Origin of the sequence: Hyphomonas sp. BRH_c22, from assembly GCF_000961795.1 — a bacterium.
GTDB lineage: Bacteria > Pseudomonadota > Alphaproteobacteria > Caulobacterales > Hyphomonadaceae > Hyphomonas.
Window position 1 is genome coordinate 1 of the sequence record NZ_LADU01000060.1, and the last position, 16,931, is coordinate 16,931.

Below are 16,931 nucleotides of genomic sequence, written 5' to 3' on the forward strand. Positions count from 1 at the left end.
GGGTATGGCGACCATGACGAGGCCCAGCGCTGGGGGCGGATGGCGGCGTCTGCGTCGCGTGAGGCCGATTGGTCCGACATCGACCCGAAGGGCAATGCGTTCGACTTTGCCCAGCGCGACTGGAGCCGGCTGGTTTACGCCTTTGGTGATGTCGGCGACCTCGTGCATCCGCGCTATGAAACCTATGGACGGGAACTGGAAGCCGGACGGGTGCTGGCGATTGCCGGGCCGGAGGATGACAAGATCGCGCCGCCCAAGGCCCCGAGTGACCGACTGACGCCGCCGCTCGACTATGCCGAAGACGACGATTGACCTGCTGCCGGCAACGGCAAAAGCGTCTTGCGCGCTGCGCCCTGTGTGGTTATTCAGGCCGGACGCTCCATGGAGCAGGCCGCTATAGCTCAGCTGGTAGAGCATCGCATTCGTAATGCGGGGGTCAGGTGTTCAAGTCACCTTAGCGGCACCACTCTTTTCAAGGCACTATAAGCCATTGGATGGATTTTCGGACTTGGGGTGGCACGCAATTGGCACGCAAAGCGCGAATTTCACTTTCTAATTACCGACAATTTGTAGCCGCGTTGCGTCCAAAACCGAAAATTACAAATTTGGGTGAGTTACTGCGAGTAAAGAAGGCCATATCGCTGATCTCAATCTAAAATAGAGTTTCCGGTAGTGTTGGAATCGGCGATACCGTACTGTTAGCTTAACAGGGGGGGCTCTCATGACTGAACAACCTAATCAGAGCGAGTCGGCATCTTTTCGTTTCGTCCGTCATGTTGACGCCAAGGAGGAAATTCTGACGTGGCCAGACGGTGGCCATGCCGCCAGGAAATCCCTAGCAGAATCCCTAAATGCGAAGAATGTGTCATTCCTTCTTGGGGCTGGTTGTTCCTCAGCGTGGAAAGACGATGTAGAAGTCGGTATTCCGACGATGGGGCCGCTTTCAAGGGACTTTGTCCAGAAGCGGGAAGAGGACGTAAAGGGCTTCCCAACTAAGGCGGAGCGCGAGTTCCTCACCGACGTTTTCGGGATTGATCTTGGTACCGACGAGTACGCGAGAAATCTCGAGCGCCTGATGGAGGTGCTTTTTAGCCTCCGCTTCATTCTCGAAAAAAGCGCTGCTGAAGATGCTGAAGCAAGACTGGATGTCATCAACTCGTTGATCGAGAAGGTGCAGACCTATCTATGGATGAAGTGCACGCAGGGCGCCTTTTCGAAGGGTGACGAGACGGTGCTTGATGTATACACGACCTTCTATCGTAAACTTGTTCTTCGAGACCGTTCGCTGCCACGCCCATGGGTGTTTACGACCAATTATGATCTCTTCAACGAAACCGCGATGGATAGACTTGGAATCCCTTTCTTTAACGGGTTTTCTGGAGTTGTAGAGCGGCGCTTCAACCCGTCGACTTTTCGCTACGCCCTAGCAGAGCAACTCGACTTGACGAGTCGGAAGTGGACCGCAGTCGATGCCTTTGTGTATCTATGCAAGCTGCATGGTTCGGTCAGTTGGACTGAGGATGGCGAGGACGGCAACAGACTCTTTCCTATTCGAGAGGTGATCAGTGACGCTTCGCTTGATCATGTTATGATCTATCCCACACCGGCAAAACAGAACTCGGCACTTGCTTCGCCTTACGCTGATCTTATTCGCGAGTTTCAGTCACGCGTCGTTCGGGAGCAGAGTGTTCTGTTCACGATGGGATATGCTTTCGGAGATGAGCACCTCAATAATATCATCTATCAGGCGCTAACGATCCCGACCTTCAGGCTCGTGATCTTTGCTGACCCCGACAGCGATGGCGAAATCGCGAAGCTTCGATCATTGAATGATCCGCGTATCTGGATCATTGGCGGGAATGGCCCGGAAGGGGATACGAAAGCCCACTATTTCAATACCATTGTTGCTGAATTTATGCCGCAGCGCCCTAGCGAACGGATTGATGATGCGGTCAAGAAGGTCATCCAGACGATGTCTCCCAAACCGGAGCCAGACGAATGAGTCGCGATGACACTAAGCGCGGTATTGGCAAAGTAGTATCGGTAGCAGCCGACCGCTTCGTCATCGAAATGCATTCTGGCACCGATAGCTTCACAGTGGTGGGGTTCGATGACGTCCACTACGTTGCGCGGCTGGGATCATTTCTAATGATCCCCGTTCAATCTGAATATGTCGTTGCAGAAGTCGTCGGCCTTCGAGAACGTGACATTAGCAGTCCCGCAAATCGGGATGGTAATATGGATAAGGCGTCGTCCGCCAAGTATCTCGACGTAGTTCCTGTTGGCATGCTTCCGCAGACCAAAGGCTCATTTCGATTTGGAGTATCCGTGTTTCCTTCACTGTACGCCAATGCATTGTACGCCTTGGATGCGGAACTCGACAGGATTTTTGAAACCGATGAGCCGGTGGAGAGAAGTCCTTCGCGACGAACTTTGCCTGGAGTGGAACAACCTACCAGGTTCAAAGCCCTGACGATTGGCACATCCGTCATTTTCGATGGATATGACGTGAAAGTTCGTATCGACGACTTTTTTGGAGGGCATTCGGCTGTCTTGGGGAATACGGGGAGCGGGAAGTCCTGCACGATTTCTTCGATCTTGCAGTCACTTTTTGAAAAGCCGGACGAGCACCGCGCCCGGGGAGCGACGTTCATCGTCTTTGACGTCAATGGTGAGTATGCGCAGGCTCTGGAGCCGCTGGCCAGTGAAGGTGGTATAGGCGTCACTCAGATTGTTCTTGATGGTTCGGCCAAAGAAGGAAAGTTCCGACTGCCCCATTGGTTTCTTGAACAATCAGAATGGGAGCTATTACTTCAGGCGAGTGAGCGCACGCAACTACCGGTCTTAAGAACCGCGCTCGGGTTAACGAGCTTGTTTCGGCAGAACTCGCCTGAAGCGCTCGCTACAAAAGAGCATTTCATAGCGACTTGTGTGATCGAGTGTTTTCGTGGCGCAGATGGCGATTCACCCGTGACTAAGTTTCAACGCGTTCTGTCACTGCTTCAGAAATATCCGACAAATGACCTTCATCATGGATTGTTGAGGCAGTATGGCGCAAACTTTCAGTATGGAAACTTTGTGCCGCATCAAAATTTGAATGTGTTCCTCGAAGTATTCCGTGGGAAGCTTAGGCAAGACGTTTCGTTGCCCGCTTACACCGGTGAACCATTTTCCTTTGACGACCTAGAGGAAGCCTTAGATTTCGCGATCCTTTATGAAGAGGCGCATGGAAATCGACAGATTCGTGATTACTGCTCGCAAATGGTTACTCGTTTCAAGTCCTTAAAAGAGCGAGTTGACTACGAGTTTTTGCGATGTGATCCGGCATCACCATTAGGTGACCTCTCGGTTGCGGAGTTTCTGGGCACTATTCTCGGCGTGGAACGGTCAGCAGATCAGCTTTCTAAAATCAGTCAGATAATAATCGTAAACATGAATGCGGTGGAAGATGAGCTGGTCGAACTCGTCGCATCTGTCCTGGCAAGAATGGCATTTCGCACACTTCGGCAGGCCGATCCAAGAAATAGGTTTCCTGTTCATCTCCTACTTGAGGAAGCCCACAGATATGTGGCTGAAAAGCCATCTCGCTTCTCGATCGATGCTAGCAAGGTATATGAGCGGATTGCCAAGGAGGGTCGAAAATATGGATTGTTCGTCCTTGTAGCATCCCAACGACCAAGCGAGCTTTCGAAGACAGTGCTGTCGCAGTGCTCAAATTTCGTCATCCACAGAATTCAGAATCCCGACGACCTGTCTCAAATCCGTCAGATGACGCCGTTCATTTCCGAGTCCGTCTTGAAGCGATTGCCTTCTTTGCCAAAGCAGCATGCGCTTGTGTTCGGCACCTCCGTGAACCTGCCCACGACCTTCAAAGTGAGGACTGCTCAGCCCCTACCTTTGAGTGATGACGCGAAGATTCGAGAACTCTGGTTTCACGAGGCAGGGCGCCCGGTGAAAATTCAGATAGGTCCATCGGTTGCCCGAGTCGACGAAGGAGGGAGCGCTTTCGAATGACCGACGCAGCCGATCTGGAAGCTAAGGCGCGGGCGCTAGAAGAGACTGGATGCTATCGCGTGCTGCGAAAACTTGGATCGCCCCTGTTCACCACTGAGCCATTTAGCAGCGACAACAAGCTTGCCGTGTTCGTTGATGTCGAAACGACAGGACTAGAACCGTCGAAAGACGAGATCATTGAGATAGCGCTCATACGATTTCGTTACTCTACAGAAGGTACCATCACCTCGATTGTCGATGCGTTCGACCAGTTGCGAGAGCCATCGTTTCCGATCCCTGAAGTCGCGACAGGAATCACAGGTATCACGAATGAAATGGTTGCCGGTTGCCGGATTGATGAGGAGGCGGTCGAAGAAATCGTCGCGTCCGCCGACCTCGTGATTGCTCACAATGCCCTCTTTGACCGCCGTTTCCTCGAGCGACTGTTTCCTATTTTCGCGTCGAAGGCCTGGGCTTGCTCAATGTCGGAGATTGATTGGGCCGGTGAAGGCTTTGAAGGAACGAAGCTAACCTACCTCGCTGCCGAGACGGGGTTCTTTTACGATCGGCATCGCGCTGAAAATGATTGCTTCGCTTCCATCGAGTTGCTGCGACGCAAGCTTCCCAAAAGCGGGGAAACCGGATTGGCAGCATTGCTTCGTCGGGCGAGGCAAACGACCTGGCGAATATGGGCCGAAGGAGCGCCGTTTGAACTGAAAGATGTTTTGAAGGCGAGAGGGTACCGCTGGAACGCAGAAGAGAGGGAAGGGCCCCGAGCCTGGTATTTTGATGCATTAGAAGAGCAGAAGGAAGCCGAAATTGCTTTTCTCAAAGACGAAATCTATCGGGTTGAAAAACAAGTGAGAATCACGAAGATCACGGCATTCGACCGATATTCCGATCGAGTTTAGACCTCATAACTTACGGCGAACTATCATTTTCCAGATCGTCATTCTCTCATCGCGCAAAGAGAAATTCAGATATCGAACTAGCACTCAGCTGGGATGCAACTTGAGCTAAGAAATCGTCGATAGCTGCCGTAGCTTTCGACAAATATGCTGGATCAAATGGCGCATATATCTCCGTCGTCGAGTATTCCTGCGTTTTGTGACCAAGCTGCGCAGCGACTTCCCAGGCAGGGACGCTCTGCATCCGCAACCAGCGCGCCATTGTGTGCCGGAACGAATATGTCTGCACGTTGCCCTTCAGCTCCGCTTTCGCGACCAGCTTGCGCCAGTTCGTCTTGATCGATTTGACCGGCTGTCCGTTATAGGCGACCAGCGGCGCGGTAGGGTCGGCCGCTTTGCGGGCTTCAACGTACTCCACGAGCTGCGAGGGGAGTTTGACGGTCGGTCTGTGCTTCTTTGTCTGGGTGCGCTTTGGCGGATTGAGAAAAATCAGGCGCCGCTCGCAGTCTATCTGCGACAGATTCAGGTCAAGCACAGCACCCGTGCGGCCTGCGGTGGCCAGCATGAAAACGATCAGTACGCTGACATGATGTTCGCGCGAAGCAGCAAGGATCTTCGCAACCTCGCCAATTTCAAGTGGCCTACCCTTCGGTTCGGGCGTGGGCGGCGTGACCAGTGCGATATAGGGCGCCTGGACAATCTCGCCGCGCTTCCATGCCCAATTGAGGGCGGACTTACCCACCAGCAGGGCACGCCGCACCGATGATTCCGACAAGCCCCGTTCGGTTTGCAGCCAGTCGCGGAACTTTCGCTGGGCGTCCTGAGTGGCAGCTTCGCTGACGGTGGCTTGTCCATGAAACTCCAGCCAGTAGCGCAGCGTACGGCTAACGTCTGACGCGGTTTTCAGGTTCTTGCCGTGATGCTCGTAGAAGCGGGCGAACACTTCGGCGAGCTGAACCTCGGCTGCCTCCTGCTGCGGCTTGGTCTGCTCAAGAATGAACCAGTCCGTCAGGCGCTTTTTGGCATCGTCAAAATCCGCAGTGCCGAGGCTAGCGCGTCTTGTTTGGCGAGACTGTGTGTCAAACCATGTCCGGTACCAGGCCGGACTGCCGGCCCGCTGGGAGAGCCAGTAGTCGCCGAGTTGGTAGTCTCTGTTTGCAGTGTAGCGTGGCATGATTGCTCCTCGACAGCCTTCAGCAGGAAATCGACCAGTTGGTATCCGAAATAGAAAATCTTGCGGGGCGACGGCTTCACGCAGCCGATGCGGCCCGTCGTCCGGATGCGCCGTAAAGCCACCAGTGAATAGTCGAGCAATTGGGCGGCGTCGGCTTCGGCGTAGCGGTCGTACAGGTCGATGCCGTGCGCCTTGGCGACTGACTGATGAAAGTCGGTGATGTCAGGGATGATAAAACTCATCGGCGGCACGCTTGGGCTGGCTAATCAACGAGCCCAACCATCGCATATCCGGCATAAAAAACAACCCTATTTTTGAGTACAAATTGGATTGGCGATTACCAGTCGTCGCCTGCGCCAGCTTCTCGACCCTTGGACTTGCTGCGATGCTTGCTTCTTTTGGCATCGTCCAGCTGGTCGCGCTTCTCAGCCAATTCCTGGCGACCAGGTTCGTCGTCGGTGATTTCGTGGCCGACAGCGGGGCTGCGTTCATGCTTCAGCAGGCGTTCGAGCCGGGCGATCTCATCCCGGAGCAGCAAGGCCTCCACGCGGGCAGGGACGGGGACTATCTTGTTTTCCCAGTCATAGATGCGTTGGCGAGAATAGGGCTTTACCTCTTTCCCGTCCGGATCGGCCTCGGTGAGCCGCTGGGCAACCCATTCCCCGAACTCGGCATAGGTCATGCCGCGTCTCAGGCGTTCCTGCTTCAGCTCGTCCGGTGACATAAAGGAATTTGCTCCAGCAAAACGGATTTCGGGTTGCCCAAAACGTTCGTACTCATTAAATGAGTATAAATGTACTCCCTTAATGGGTACTCGGTTGGAGCAGGCCATGCAAGCGGAACCTCAGCCAGACAAGGCCTTCGATGGCGTCGCGGGAACGGCTTTTCTCTTGCTTGGCTACGGCGTCATCCTCTGCCTGACAGGCTTGTCCTTATGGGCCGTCGGCGCCGTGCAGCTTGCGAGCCGTCCCGCATCTGACCCGCTGCGCTACTGGTATCTTCTCGTGTTCCTGGCCCTGGAACTCTGGGTCTGTGCCGGACTGGTCATTATCGGAATCAGAAGCCGGCAGGGACGCTGGGGCGCCGCCCTGATCGCCCTGACTCTTTGGCTGGCGGCGCTCGGCCTGTCAGCGATGCAGGAAAAGCGGTTTCATACGCTGTTCGATGGCAAGCTGGATGCAGCGGTCGCCCAAAAGCTCACCGAACGCGCCAATGCCGAAGCCCGAATTGTCGAGCTTGAAGCGTCTCTAAATGCCCTCGCCAAGCCAAGCCGGTCGGTGGACGCCATCGAAGCTGAACTGAACGGCTATGAAAGCCGCAGCGATGCTGAAAAATTTCCGACGCGGATTACTTCGCTCAAGGCTGAATGGAAGGCTGCGCAGTCCTATGCCACATTGGCAGTAGATCTGAATGCGCAGCGCAAGACGCTGGAAGACACGGCCACGCTGGCAGCGGAACGCCTCGATGCCCGCAAGGTCGGGCAGGCATTCAGTATGTTCGGCGTGACCATTCCATCGGACGCGACCATCTGGCTGCTGATCGGGACCATGCTGGCCATCAAGTCGCTGGGGCCATGGTTGCTTATCGGGGGAAGAAAAAACGTAGAGATACAGCCCGAACAGGCGCTGCCGTTGGAAGACCCGGATTGGGCTTATGCCGAACGGACAGACCGGCAGGGCAGGGTGCGACGGGTCAAAGTCCCCCGGGCGGAAGCAGCCTAGCGTCGTTTTGATTTGGGTGGATCGGTTGGCACGCCAAATTCATCACCCGTGCCAATCGTCCAGTCCTGGCCCATATCCATGAGCAGGCGGTCGAGCGCCGTAATGATCAGGTTTTCCACGGTCGTGTCATGTTCCATGGCAAAGAGTTTGAGTGTCTTGTGCGCCGGGGTCGGGACATAGGCCGTGATGCTCTTTTTCCCTTCGCGTCCCGGCTGCGGATAGCGCGGGCTTGCAGCTTCAGCTGTCAGGGGCTTTGCGGGAACTTGCTTGGCCAATGGAGTCTCCTTGGTGAGCCGCTGTTCAAGACGAGATTGTACCTCTTCCTGCGCGATTCCGAATGCCTGAAGTTTTGCCATGCGTCAGCCCCCTAAGCCGCCTTGCGGCCAGAATTCGTTTTGTTGAGGCCCGCCGTCCGGGCAAGCCAGTCATAGAGGCCGCGGATTTCATCTGCAGCCTTGCCGGACGGTTCCAGTTCCAGCACGCCCAGACCGGAGCCAATGGCTTTGCTGAACGCAACCCGGTTGCAGATAACCTCTTCGGCGAGCGGATATTTGTGAACATCGGCAATGAACTGCGCGGCCTGTTCGGCCAGATTGCTATTGGTTGGCGCATCATTCAGCACCACGGCGGCCGGTTTGCCATAGAAGTCCGCGATTTCCATGGTTTCCTCGATCGACCGAATATCGAGCGCACCGGGCTTGGTCGGAATCAGGATGAAGTCGGCAGCGGTTGCAATCGCCTTGGCGGCGCGGGCGGCGTTGGGCGCTGTGTCGATGAACAACAGATCGTGCCCGTCGTGGCGGATTTCGCTAATGGCGCGGTCCAGCATGGAGGGGACTTCCCCGCGCACAGTTGGAAATGCACTCTGCGCCTGGCCGGAGCGTTGTCGAAGGACGGCCCAGTATTCCGCGCTGCGCTGGTCGTCCATGTCGAGAATGGCGACGCGGTGGCCTGCCTGAGCTGCGGCAATGGCCAGGTTCGTCGAGAGGGTGGTTTTCCCGACGCCCCCTTTCTGCGCCATGATAGCGATGATTTTCAGCGGCTTCGAATTGGACATGGGAGCAGCCTACCCGGCCGAGCGGATTCGGGACAGAGATCCTACGGTCGGGTAAACGCTTTCGATCGAGCGAGTGTGTTGTCTGTGCACTGTCGGGCTAGGGCACTAGTGAACTTATAAACTTGTGTGCAGCACGCGGTAAACCGCGCCGGATGCGAAACACGGCGCGGCGCCTGCTTTTAGGCAATGACCTATGCGGCGATATCCTTGTCGCTCTGAAAGCTGTGCAGATAGTCAGCGGCCCGTTGGGCGTGTGCGGCCGCCGTAAAGATGGCGCGCTTGTCATTCTTCAGGACCTTCAGCCAGGAGGCGATATAGGCGGCATGGTCTTCACGGTCCTTGAGGTCCAGGCCGAGGTCGGCACAGAGGAAGGCCGCGCCCAGTTCGGCAACAAGTTCTTCCTGAGCGTACCCCTGATCGCCAAAGCGCTCACGGCCAAAGGAGCGGTCGAGGCGGGATGCGTGCCGGGTCCAGTGGGTGCATTCATGTCCGAGGGTTGCGTAATAGGCTTCGGCTGAATCGAAGGTTTCGATGTCCGGCATCTGCACGAAGTCATGGCTGGGCGAATAGAAGGCAGTGCTTCCTCCGTGACGGATCTCAGCGCCGGTTGCGGTGAAGAAGGCTTCGGCATGGGCGACGCGCTCAGGTGTCGTTTCTCTCGGTTCTGCCTTGGCGTAGTAGTGCGCTGGCAGGCCCTCGATCTGATCGACATTGAAGACGCGGTAGGATTTGAGGAAGCGGCGTGTGGATTCGGTTTCCTCACCGGTCGCCTGATCGGTTTCCGAATGGGTCATCGCGCCGGCATAGACGACAGGAGCGCTGGCCTCGCCCTTGCGGACATGGGCGCCCAAGGTTCGGGCTTGCTGGAAGGTCATCCAGATCGGTGCGGAATAGGCGCGTTCCATCGCATAGCACCAAAGGATGAGCGTGTTTATGCCGGAATAGGCTTCGCCGTTATGGCGGAGCGGCCGCGAGACGGGACCGGCTGCATGAGCGGCATGCCAGGGCTGTGTCCAGGGCTTCACGCCGGTTTCCAGCAAATTGACGATCTGGTCGGTGATGGTTGTGTAGACATCGGGACGTGATGTTTTCGAGCGGGGCATCGTGCTTTTCCTTTCCTGTTTCTCTGACGATGCGAGAGACAGGGCCGGAGGCATCAGCGGGGGTGTCAACAGCCAACACGGGCGGCAAAGCCGCTGGCGCGGGCCGGCTGTTGACAACGCCGCGCCTCCGGGCAGGCTCGCATGGTTGTTCAGAGGTGCAGGAAAGGCGGGGGAAAGCGTCCGGCGAGCGCGCGGCCCACCGTCCGTCTCAGCATCAGGTCAGACGGGTAGCGTGCCTGCTGGGATTCGGTAGTCGGGACTTGATCCTTGGCATGATTGGCCAGCCGCTCATGCGACCGTCCCTTTCTTTTGGTTCTCACGTCTCAATTGCGCCCCAGAAAACGCAACTATAGGGTTAGGACAAGCGAGCAAAACCCGGGGGCAATTCATGGATATTATGTACATCGTTCTGACAGCTATCGGATTGATGGCCGCTTGGATATTCTTCGGAAGGCGGCGAGCAGCGGGCGCGGGCAAGCGACCCCGCCGTGAGCAGGTGCCGACGCGGAAGCAAGACGCGTATCCGGAAGACCTGGTTGCAGATTTCGGTGACCTGATAGCGGAGGGGACCGCGATTTGTCGGGACATAACGGAACTGCCCGCATCCAAGGATGAGATTGGCAATGCCATACTCGCTATCCTTGCACGCAGCACCGCACCTGAAGATGTCCGAAGCGCGCTCGTGATGGCATATCTGAATCTGAGCGACTTTCAGCCAATGACAGAACAAGATCATCACGCGGTACAATTGTGGGACGAAGCGATTATGAGCCCGTTTGAGACTGACGCGGCAGCAAAAAAAATCAGCGCAGGCAGCGAAAGTATAGATCGTATTCTGCAGGTAGTTCGCACGGAATTTGAAGATCGGTCAGAATTTCTGCGCGCGAAGGGCTATTTAGAGCCGTAGAAGATTGGCGCTAAAGGATGACTGGTGCCCCGCCGTCTGTCCGGACGTGTGTCTGAGTGAACGGCTGATTTCAATGCGCCAGTAAACGCCTGAGCGCCCTAGTTGGCGCTACAGGCCATATTGAAGATGCAGTTGGCATAATCAAACACATCTGTTTCACCGCAACTGCATGCTTTGTTCGTTGTGGGTGGGACTTGCGTACAGCTACGTCCCGGTACGATGCTTTTATGGGTAATTTTCCACCTGCAGGCTGGGGTTGACGTTGAACAAGTAGAGTATCCATAGGTCCCGCTGAGTGTTCCATTGTTGCAGGTTCGCGTTTGGCTAGAGCAACTTGAACCACTAGGCACTGAGCTAGCCGCATATGCTGTTACACTCTGACCATGAACTAAAGATCCGCCCCAAGGCTTGGTACAGCTAGCAGGCGGCGAGTTGCAACCTCGGAAGCTCGCCGCGTCATGCGAGAAGGTTTGGGTGTTCAAGCTTCCGGGCTGACAGCAACCGGAGGCTGCTGTCCAATAACCGCTGCCTGGTACAATATTGCCATCACAATCTGCGCTCCGTCGAACGGTAATGCTTCCGCTGCCGCCAATACCACCCTGGCTACAGGATACATTAGTATAGGTGTAATGTGTGCCGCTGCAGGTAGGTGCTGCGACCGTGCAGCTACTCTTGGTGTAGCTGCCGCTTAGGCTGCCGTTGTTGCAGGTACGGGTTTGCGCAGCACAGCTTGAGCCATTAGGCACAGAGCTGGCTGCGTAGGCAGTAGCACTCTGGCCATGAGCGATACTACCGCCCCATGGAAAGTTACAGCTATTTGTAACAGAAGTGCAGCCGGGTATTGATGCCCCATCATGCTGCGAGGTCTGGTTTGCGGGCAAGTTTGGAACACAGCACCCCGATACACCAACCCAATAGCCTGAACCTGCAATCGGGTTTCCATTGCAGTCTATGTCTCTGCGAACATTAATTGTCCCGCTGCCACTCAGACCCCCTTTGCTGCATGATACAGGTGTAATGCTTCGGGTTGCGCTATTTGGCGGGCAGCCTGAACAGCTGCTGCTGGCTAAATAATCGGCAGGTGGCGTACCGATACAATTGCTACCAGAGACGGGAGCCCCCTCACGCTTACAGGTAACGGTACATGACTGACCGCAGGTGGCAGGATTATTACTGGTGTTCCAAGTTGCTGCACCACACGTGCGGTCCCAGTTAGCGCAGGCTGTGGTATTGCATTCTACGGTTTGGGTGCACTCGCCGCCACAATAGCTGCAATCCAATGTCTGGCCGGTTGGGGTGTAAACACATGACCGGGTTTGGGCGATCATGCCGCCACCACATGTCGCGCTGCAGCTACCCACAGAACTCCATTCCCCATAGGCGATTGGACAGGGGCCGACGTCGATATTGCCGGTACTGTCGGCATAGTCGAGAAAGCTTTCCCATTCTTCCTTGCTGCTAAATGGAATGAACAGGTCATCTGACGTCTGGAACCGGTTGGTGATGGATTTACAGCCCTTGCCATGCACATCGATGGAGACGCTCCCCAGGCGGGACAGGGTTGTCATGCCCGGCGTTGTAATGACGTCCTGAGCGGCATCTGCCTGCGTGGGCAGGTACGCAATGAGCGCAACCAAGACCAGGGCAAACAATTTCATCATATATGTGTGCTTATGATCCTAGCACGGAATAAAAACAGGCGCATACATTTTTATGCCAATCTGCGTGTGAGATTCATCCCGACATACGAACGACCGTTACCCGCAGGGCAGAGACTCGAATTTCGAGGCTCTGGGCGCGCAGCGCCTAGGGCGTGTGTTGCTTTGGCAACCGTCCTCTTTGAAAACAGTACTTTGAGGGTCTGATAGGTCGGGCGGCCTGACAGGAAATTCGATAGAATCGTGATCATGTACATCAGAAAGCATCTCCCTCTTGTCTTGGCGCTCCTGAGCGTTGCGAGTTTATGGGGCTGCGAAATGTCCAGGGGACTGGAACATGCCCACTACGTTCGGCTGCCCGATCCGGAAACTGCTGTAATTGGCGAAGACAATGCGGTCATCTGCGGGACAGATGAAGACCTGGGCAAGATGCGCCTGAACACGGAGACAATGCGCTATGAGATCTGTCGCTAGGTCGCGCGCTCATGCCTGGCCAATGCAACAAAGCATTGGCCGTTTACACGTAAGCTATGGTATAAAACAGATTATATGATAAAGACCGCCTACGGACTGATAATCTGCTCAATTGGTGTGGGCCTATCGGCTTATGGGCAGGAATGGATTGATCTGACGACGCATACCACCCTTACAAACGGTAAGCTTTGCTACACAGACGGAACCGACCTGATCTGTGATTCCACGACGCCAGCGGCCAATGCCGGGGGTTTGAACGCGACCCAGATCTGCGATGAGACTGGAAATAATTGCAAGGATGTCAGTGGTGGGTGGGGCGCCAGTGTTTCAGCAGACAGTATAGACTGGAGCGATATCAGCGATGCCATGACGCTAGATGCGTCAACCGATATTGCCACGGGCAGCAATAATCTCACCATCAATACGGATGATGTCATCATCGAGGGTTCCAGCGGCAATGTCGGAATTGGTACAAGTCCGACGAATGCGCGTCTGGACGTTGCCGGCGCCGTCAAGATCGCAGATGAAACCGACACTTGCTCGAGTGCGGCCGATGAAGGCAAGATCCGTTATGTGAGCGGCGAATTTGCCTTCTGCGAAAGCGCGTCAACAGGTTGGCAAACCATCGCCGACATTGCACCAGCTGCTGGCGGCGGTGGCGGGGGGCTCTTGGTCGCTTATGACCCGGACGATGAACTCTTAGGATACTATTTAACGTATGTCTCGGGCGGCGTGGGCTTTTACTATTTTTATAACCCGACAACCCGAGACATGGTTCTCCTGAGCACTGCAGATCTGACGAACGCTTCGCCAATGACGATTGACGCCAATGTCTATTTCAACGGGGCCGATTGCAGCGGCAGCATCCGAGGGATAGATAACACCGGGTCGTATCCCTACGGATATAGCTGCACCGGCGCTACACCCTGCACAACAGACGTCATTTCCAGGCAGGGTGCGAGTACTAGTGCTAGGACCTATGCGTCGAAGCGCAATACCGCCGGCGTCTGTGTCAACGAAACATCGAGTGCGACTGTGTATATTTCGACGAGCACAAGCCTCGTAACCATAAGTCCGATATGTCAGATTGTGTCGGGAGGCACAGTATCTTCGGGGTGCTATTTGGGCAGTGGCGGCTAGCCATTCGTAAGCGACTGCGGGTGTCAGCCGCTTGGCTACGTATCGATTGCTTAAACGCGTTTGTTTATTTCAAAGAAGAGAGGACGCTCAAAAGCAGGGCAAGTCCGGCAATGGCAATCGCAATCCACGACCGAGTATCGGCGGGCCGCGAGCGGCGCCGTTCGATTTCCTGCAGGCCCGCAATATGATCTTCGGTCCCTGGCTTCCATCCCGCGATGTACTTATAGAGGTCAGTGTCGGACAGGCGCCTCAGAGAGTTCGGGGATTTGTCCGGTAGGTGTTCAAGCGGGATTCGCGTAGCCATCTAATTGTTCCATACTTGAGGTCATCATTCATCGAGCCAGCACTCTAGCGCGATTCTGAACGATAGCGTGTTCTTACTCGTTCAATGGTCGACACCGATACGCTCATAATTTCAGCCGCATATTTGTTGCCTTTGGCTGTGGCCAGCTTTGCGGCCTCCGCCTCCTGTGTCGGAGTCAGGGCCGGGGGGCGACCAAACCGGACGCCTTGTGACATAGCGCGCTTTCTCCCTTCACTTGTGCGTTGACGGATCAGCGACCTTTCAAACTCAGCGACGCCAGCCAGCACAGTTACAATCATCTTGCCATGAGGGGTTGTCGTGTCTGCCCAGGGCTCAGCAAGCGATCGGAAGGCAGCGCCTTTGGTCGTTATTGCTTCCGTCAACGTAAGCATGTCGAGCGTCGAGCGGGCGAAGCGGTCTAGCGTAAGCGGTGCGACCGCCCCACCGTTATGACGGGTTCTCCTTCGACGTTGTTTCGGCGAGCTTTGCGTTTTGGTTTGGAGCAAAGCGTTGGAACAAACAGTGCAACATTTGTTGGCTTCCGCTGGGAGCAACATAAGCCGGCTTGAGGTTCTCGAGGGTCCGACGGGGCGTCGCAATTGGCCCGATGAGGTCAAAGCGCAGATCGTTGCCGAAAGCTTCGAGCCGGGCGTGAAGGTGAGCGCGGTTGCGCATCGCCACGGCCTGACGCCGCAGCATCTAACCGGATGGCGCCGGGCGGTGCGCGAGGGGCGACTGATACTACCATCGGCTGGCGAAGAACCCTTTGCCCATCTGGTCGTGGGCGATCTCCGCACGGCCGAGCATGAAGATCAAAGCAGGTGCGGGGCGATCAGCATCGAGACGGGCGGGATCGTCGTTCGGGTGCCGGCGGATATCAGCGCGGCCCGTCTTGGCGACATTGTCCGCGTCCTGCGCATCACATGATCCTGACCGGACAGGGCCTGAGGGTGGTCGTGGCGGTGAAGCCTGTGGACTTCCGCAAAGGCCATGACGGTCTTGCGGCGGTGGTGCAGTCGGAGCTGGGCCTCGATCCTCATTCGGGGATCATCGTCGTGTTCCGTTCGAAGCGGGCGGACCGGATCAAGGTTCTGACCTGGGACGGCGGCGGGCTGGTGCTGGCGTACAAGCGGCTCGAACAGGGCAGCTTTGCCTGGCCGCCGATCCGGGACGGGGTGATGAAGCTCTCGGCAGCCCAGTTCGGCGCGCTGTTTGAAGGTCTCGACTGGCGCAAGGTACGCGCGGTGAATGTTCGCCGTCCGAACCTTGTCGAATAAGCGAGTCACCGCGAACGAAGCAGTGTATAATATGGCTTATGCCCGAGACGCTCACTGCTTCAGAACTTGCCGGACTTCCGCCGAAGGTGCGGGCGGTTCTGGCGGCGCAGGCGGAGTTGATTGAGGCGCGTGCAGAACAGATCGCCGCGCACGAACAGAAAGCTGCCGCTGCTGAAAAAAAGGCCGCTGCGGCTGAAGAGAGCGCCGCCGCCATCGCCGACGAGATTGGGGAAATCAAAGCCCTGAACGCGCGGCTTGAGTACCTGGTGAAGGAGCTGCGCCGTGCGCTCTATGGCAAGAAGTCTGAGCGCCTTGATCCGGACCAGCTCGACCTGTTGCTTGAAGATCTCGAGACGGCGGTTGCAAAGGCTGAGGAAGAAAGCGAAGCGCGCAGTCGCGGGTGCACGGCGCGTGAGCCTTCCCGGCGCAATATCGGCCGCCTGCCAGACCATCTTGAGCGGATCGAACGTGTGATCGAACCGGAGAGCCTTGAGTGCCCGTGCGGCTGCGGGGAGATGGTGAGGATCGGCGAGGACCGCACGGAGCGGCTCGACTGCGTGCCGGCGCAGCTCCGGGTGATCGTCACGGTACGTCCCAAATATGCCTGCCGGACCTGCGAGGCTGGCGTGACGCAGGTGCCGGCCCCGGCGCACCTGATCGAAGGCGGCTTGCCAACCGAAGCGCTGATCGCGCAGGTCCTCGTCTCCAAATACGGCGATCATCTTCCACTTTACCGGCAGGCGCAGATCTTTGCCCGGTCCGGTGTCCTGCTGGATCGCTCGACACTCGCCGGCTGGAGCGGGGCCGCGGGCTATCATCTCTCTCCGCTGACGCGGCGGCTTGCTGAAATCCTCAAAACCTCAGGCCACCTGTTCATGGACGAAACCCGGTGCCCGGTGCTCGATCCTGGACGAGGCATGACCAAGAGCGGTTATCTCTGGGCGCTGGCCCGGGATGAACGCGGATGGGGCGGGACAGGTCCGCCGGGTGTGGTCTACTTCTACGCTGATGGCCGGGGCGGAAAGCATGCCGAGGCGTTCCTGAATGGGTTCACCGGAACGCTGCAGGTCGATGCCTATGCAGGCTACAAGCGCCTCGCGCGGAAAGGCCGGCCGGAGGGCGCGCTCGTGCTTGCCAACTGCTGGGCGCATGCACGCCGCAAGCTGGTGGAGATCAAGAAGTCCTCGAACTCGCCCATTGCCGATGAAGGCCTCA

Annotated in this window: 16 protein-coding genes, 1 tRNA gene and 1 pseudogene; 12 read left to right on the forward strand and 6 right to left on the reverse strand. The window is 56.5% G+C overall.

What is annotated here, in order from left to right:
* The 5 genes and pseudogenes from VR74_RS07940 to VR74_RS07960 all read left to right on the forward strand — a co-directional run.
* Window positions 1–312, forward strand: a pseudogene (locus VR74_RS07940) (heme biosynthesis protein HemY); the annotation flags it as partial.
* Window positions 313–390: 78 nt separating this feature from the next.
* A tRNA-Thr gene (locus VR74_RS07945) sits at window positions 391–466 on the forward strand.
* Window positions 467–721: 255 nt separating this feature from the next.
* Window positions 722–2,002, forward strand: a complete 1,281-nt coding sequence (locus VR74_RS07950) for an SIR2 family protein (protein WP_045695754.1) — start codon at window positions 722–724, stop codon at window positions 2,000–2,002.
* On the forward strand, window positions 1,999–4,014 hold the full coding sequence (locus VR74_RS07955) for an ATP-binding protein (protein ID WP_045695755.1): 2,016 nt from the start codon (window positions 1,999–2,001) through the stop codon (window positions 4,012–4,014). Before VR74_RS07950 ends, VR74_RS07955 begins: the two co-directional genes overlap by 4 nt.
* Window positions 4,011–4,904 carry a 3'-5' exonuclease gene (locus tag VR74_RS07960; RefSeq protein ID WP_045695757.1) on the forward strand — a complete coding sequence of 298 codons (894 nt, stop codon included), beginning with the start codon at window positions 4,011–4,013 and terminating at the stop codon, window positions 4,902–4,904. Before VR74_RS07955 ends, VR74_RS07960 begins: the two co-directional genes overlap by 4 nt.
* A 46-nt stretch (window positions 4,905–4,950) precedes the next feature.
* On the opposite strand, the gene VR74_RS07965 is transcribed toward VR74_RS07960, so the two are convergent.
* Window positions 4,951–6,075, reverse strand: a complete 1,125-nt coding sequence (locus tag VR74_RS07965) for a site-specific integrase (protein WP_045695759.1) — start codon at window positions 6,073–6,075, stop codon at window positions 4,951–4,953.
* Window positions 6,076–6,412: 337 nt separating this feature from the next.
* Entirely contained in the window at window positions 6,413–6,799 is a 387-nt protein-coding gene (locus VR74_RS07970; protein ID WP_045695760.1) for a hypothetical protein, read from the reverse strand.
* 106 nt (window positions 6,800–6,905) lie between these two features.
* Here VR74_RS07970 and VR74_RS07975 point away from each other — a divergent pair, with 106 nt between their 5' ends.
* Window positions 6,906–7,796 (forward strand): hypothetical protein, encoded by an 891-nt coding sequence (locus tag VR74_RS07975; RefSeq protein ID WP_045695762.1) that lies wholly within the window; start codon window positions 6,906–6,908, stop codon window positions 7,794–7,796.
* On the opposite strand, the gene VR74_RS07980 is transcribed toward VR74_RS07975, so the two are convergent.
* The 3 genes from VR74_RS07980 to VR74_RS07990 all read right to left on the reverse strand — a co-directional run bounded on the left by VR74_RS07980 (window position 7,793) and on the right by VR74_RS07990 (window position 9,956).
* Window positions 7,793–8,152 carry a ribbon-helix-helix domain-containing protein gene (locus tag VR74_RS07980; RefSeq protein WP_045695763.1) on the reverse strand — a complete coding sequence of 120 codons (360 nt, stop codon included), beginning with the start codon at window positions 8,150–8,152 and terminating at the stop codon, window positions 7,793–7,795. The genes VR74_RS07975 and VR74_RS07980 overlap by 4 nt on opposite strands.
* A gap of 11 nt (window positions 8,153–8,163) precedes the next feature.
* Window positions 8,164–8,853: an AAA family ATPase gene (locus VR74_RS07985; protein WP_045695765.1), complete on the reverse strand. Its 690-nt coding sequence runs from the start codon at window positions 8,851–8,853 to the stop codon at window positions 8,164–8,166.
* Between the two features lie 191 nt (window positions 8,854–9,044).
* Window positions 9,045–9,956, reverse strand: coding sequence for a zincin-like metallopeptidase domain-containing protein (locus tag VR74_RS07990; RefSeq protein ID WP_045695766.1), 912 nt, complete (start codon window positions 9,954–9,956; stop codon window positions 9,045–9,047).
* A 388-nt stretch (window positions 9,957–10,344) separates the two neighbouring features.
* Here VR74_RS07990 and VR74_RS07995 point away from each other — a divergent pair, with 388 nt between their 5' ends.
* The 3 genes from VR74_RS07995 to VR74_RS08000 all read left to right on the forward strand — a co-directional run bounded on the left by VR74_RS07995 (window position 10,345) and on the right by VR74_RS08000 (window position 14,135).
* Window positions 10,345–10,863 carry a hypothetical protein gene (locus VR74_RS07995; protein ID WP_045695768.1) on the forward strand — a complete coding sequence of 173 codons (519 nt, stop codon included), beginning with the start codon at window positions 10,345–10,347 and terminating at the stop codon, window positions 10,861–10,863.
* Window positions 10,864–12,839: 1,976 nt separating this feature from the next.
* Window positions 12,840–12,995: a hypothetical protein gene (locus tag VR74_RS20670; protein WP_299949886.1), complete on the forward strand. Its 156-nt coding sequence runs from the start codon at window positions 12,840–12,842 to the stop codon at window positions 12,993–12,995.
* Window positions 12,996–13,070: 75 nt separating this feature from the next.
* Entirely contained in the window at window positions 13,071–14,135 is a 1,065-nt protein-coding gene (locus VR74_RS08000) for a hypothetical protein (RefSeq protein WP_045695769.1), read from the forward strand.
* Window positions 14,136–14,483: 348 nt separating this feature from the next.
* Here VR74_RS08000 and VR74_RS20675 read toward each other — a convergent pair whose 3' ends face one another.
* Window positions 14,484–14,996: a recombinase family protein gene (locus VR74_RS20675; RefSeq protein WP_299949888.1), complete on the reverse strand. Its 513-nt coding sequence runs from the start codon at window positions 14,994–14,996 to the stop codon at window positions 14,484–14,486.
* On the opposite strand from VR74_RS20675, the gene VR74_RS08010 reads away from it, so the two are divergent.
* From VR74_RS08010 to VR74_RS08020, 3 genes are all read left to right on the forward strand, one after another.
* Window positions 14,962–15,366, forward strand: coding sequence for a transposase (locus tag VR74_RS08010; RefSeq protein WP_206741593.1), 405 nt, complete (start codon window positions 14,962–14,964; stop codon window positions 15,364–15,366). The two genes, VR74_RS20675 and VR74_RS08010, sit on opposite strands and share 35 nt — an antisense overlap.
* On the forward strand, window positions 15,363–15,716 hold the full coding sequence (tnpB, locus tag VR74_RS08015) for an IS66 family insertion sequence element accessory protein TnpB (RefSeq protein ID WP_035540695.1): 354 nt from the start codon (window positions 15,363–15,365) through the stop codon (window positions 15,714–15,716). The genes VR74_RS08010 and tnpB overlap by 4 nt, the downstream gene beginning before the upstream one ends.
* A 38-nt stretch (window positions 15,717–15,754) precedes the next feature.
* A partial coding sequence (locus VR74_RS08020; protein ID WP_045695773.1) for an IS66 family transposase occupies window positions 15,755–16,931 on the forward strand: 1,177 nt, incomplete at its 3' end.

What these genes read in the sequence shown, in the direction of transcription:
- VR74_RS07975 (WP_045695762.1), top strand. Translation starts at nt 6,906, where the DNA reads ATGCAAGCGGAACCTCAGCCAGACAAGGCCTTCGATGGCGTCGCGGGA.
- VR74_RS07980 (WP_045695763.1), bottom strand. Translation starts at nt 8,152, where the DNA reads ATGGCAAAACTTCAGGCATTCGGAATCGCGCAGGAAGAGGTACAATCT.
- VR74_RS08000 (WP_045695769.1), top strand. Translation starts at nt 13,071, where the DNA reads ATGATAAAGACCGCCTACGGACTGATAATCTGCTCAATTGGTGTGGGC.
- VR74_RS07985 (WP_045695765.1), bottom strand. Translation starts at nt 8,853, where the DNA reads ATGTCCAATTCGAAGCCGCTGAAAATCATCGCTATCATGGCGCAGAAA.
- VR74_RS20675 (WP_299949888.1), bottom strand. Translation starts at nt 14,996, where the DNA reads ATGTTGCTCCCAGCGGAAGCCAACAAATGTTGCACTGTTTGTTCCAAC.
- tnpB (WP_035540695.1), top strand. Translation starts at nt 15,363, where the DNA reads ATGATCCTGACCGGACAGGGCCTGAGGGTGGTCGTGGCGGTGAAGCCT.
- VR74_RS07970 (WP_045695760.1), bottom strand. Translation starts at nt 6,799, where the DNA reads ATGTCACCGGACGAGCTGAAGCAGGAACGCCTGAGACGCGGCATGACC.
- VR74_RS07965 (WP_045695759.1), bottom strand. Translation starts at nt 6,075, where the DNA reads ATGCCACGCTACACTGCAAACAGAGACTACCAACTCGGCGACTACTGG.
- VR74_RS20670 (WP_299949886.1), top strand. Translation starts at nt 12,840, where the DNA reads ATGTCCAGGGGACTGGAACATGCCCACTACGTTCGGCTGCCCGATCCG.
- VR74_RS07995 (WP_045695768.1), top strand. Translation starts at nt 10,345, where the DNA reads ATGGATATTATGTACATCGTTCTGACAGCTATCGGATTGATGGCCGCT.
- VR74_RS07960 (WP_045695757.1), top strand. Translation starts at nt 4,011, where the DNA reads ATGACCGACGCAGCCGATCTGGAAGCTAAGGCGCGGGCGCTAGAAGAG.
- VR74_RS07950 (WP_045695754.1), top strand. Translation starts at nt 722, where the DNA reads ATGACTGAACAACCTAATCAGAGCGAGTCGGCATCTTTTCGTTTCGTC.
- VR74_RS07955 (WP_045695755.1), top strand. Translation starts at nt 1,999, where the DNA reads ATGAGTCGCGATGACACTAAGCGCGGTATTGGCAAAGTAGTATCGGTA.
- VR74_RS07990 (WP_045695766.1), bottom strand. Translation starts at nt 9,956, where the DNA reads ATGCCCCGCTCGAAAACATCACGTCCCGATGTCTACACAACCATCACC.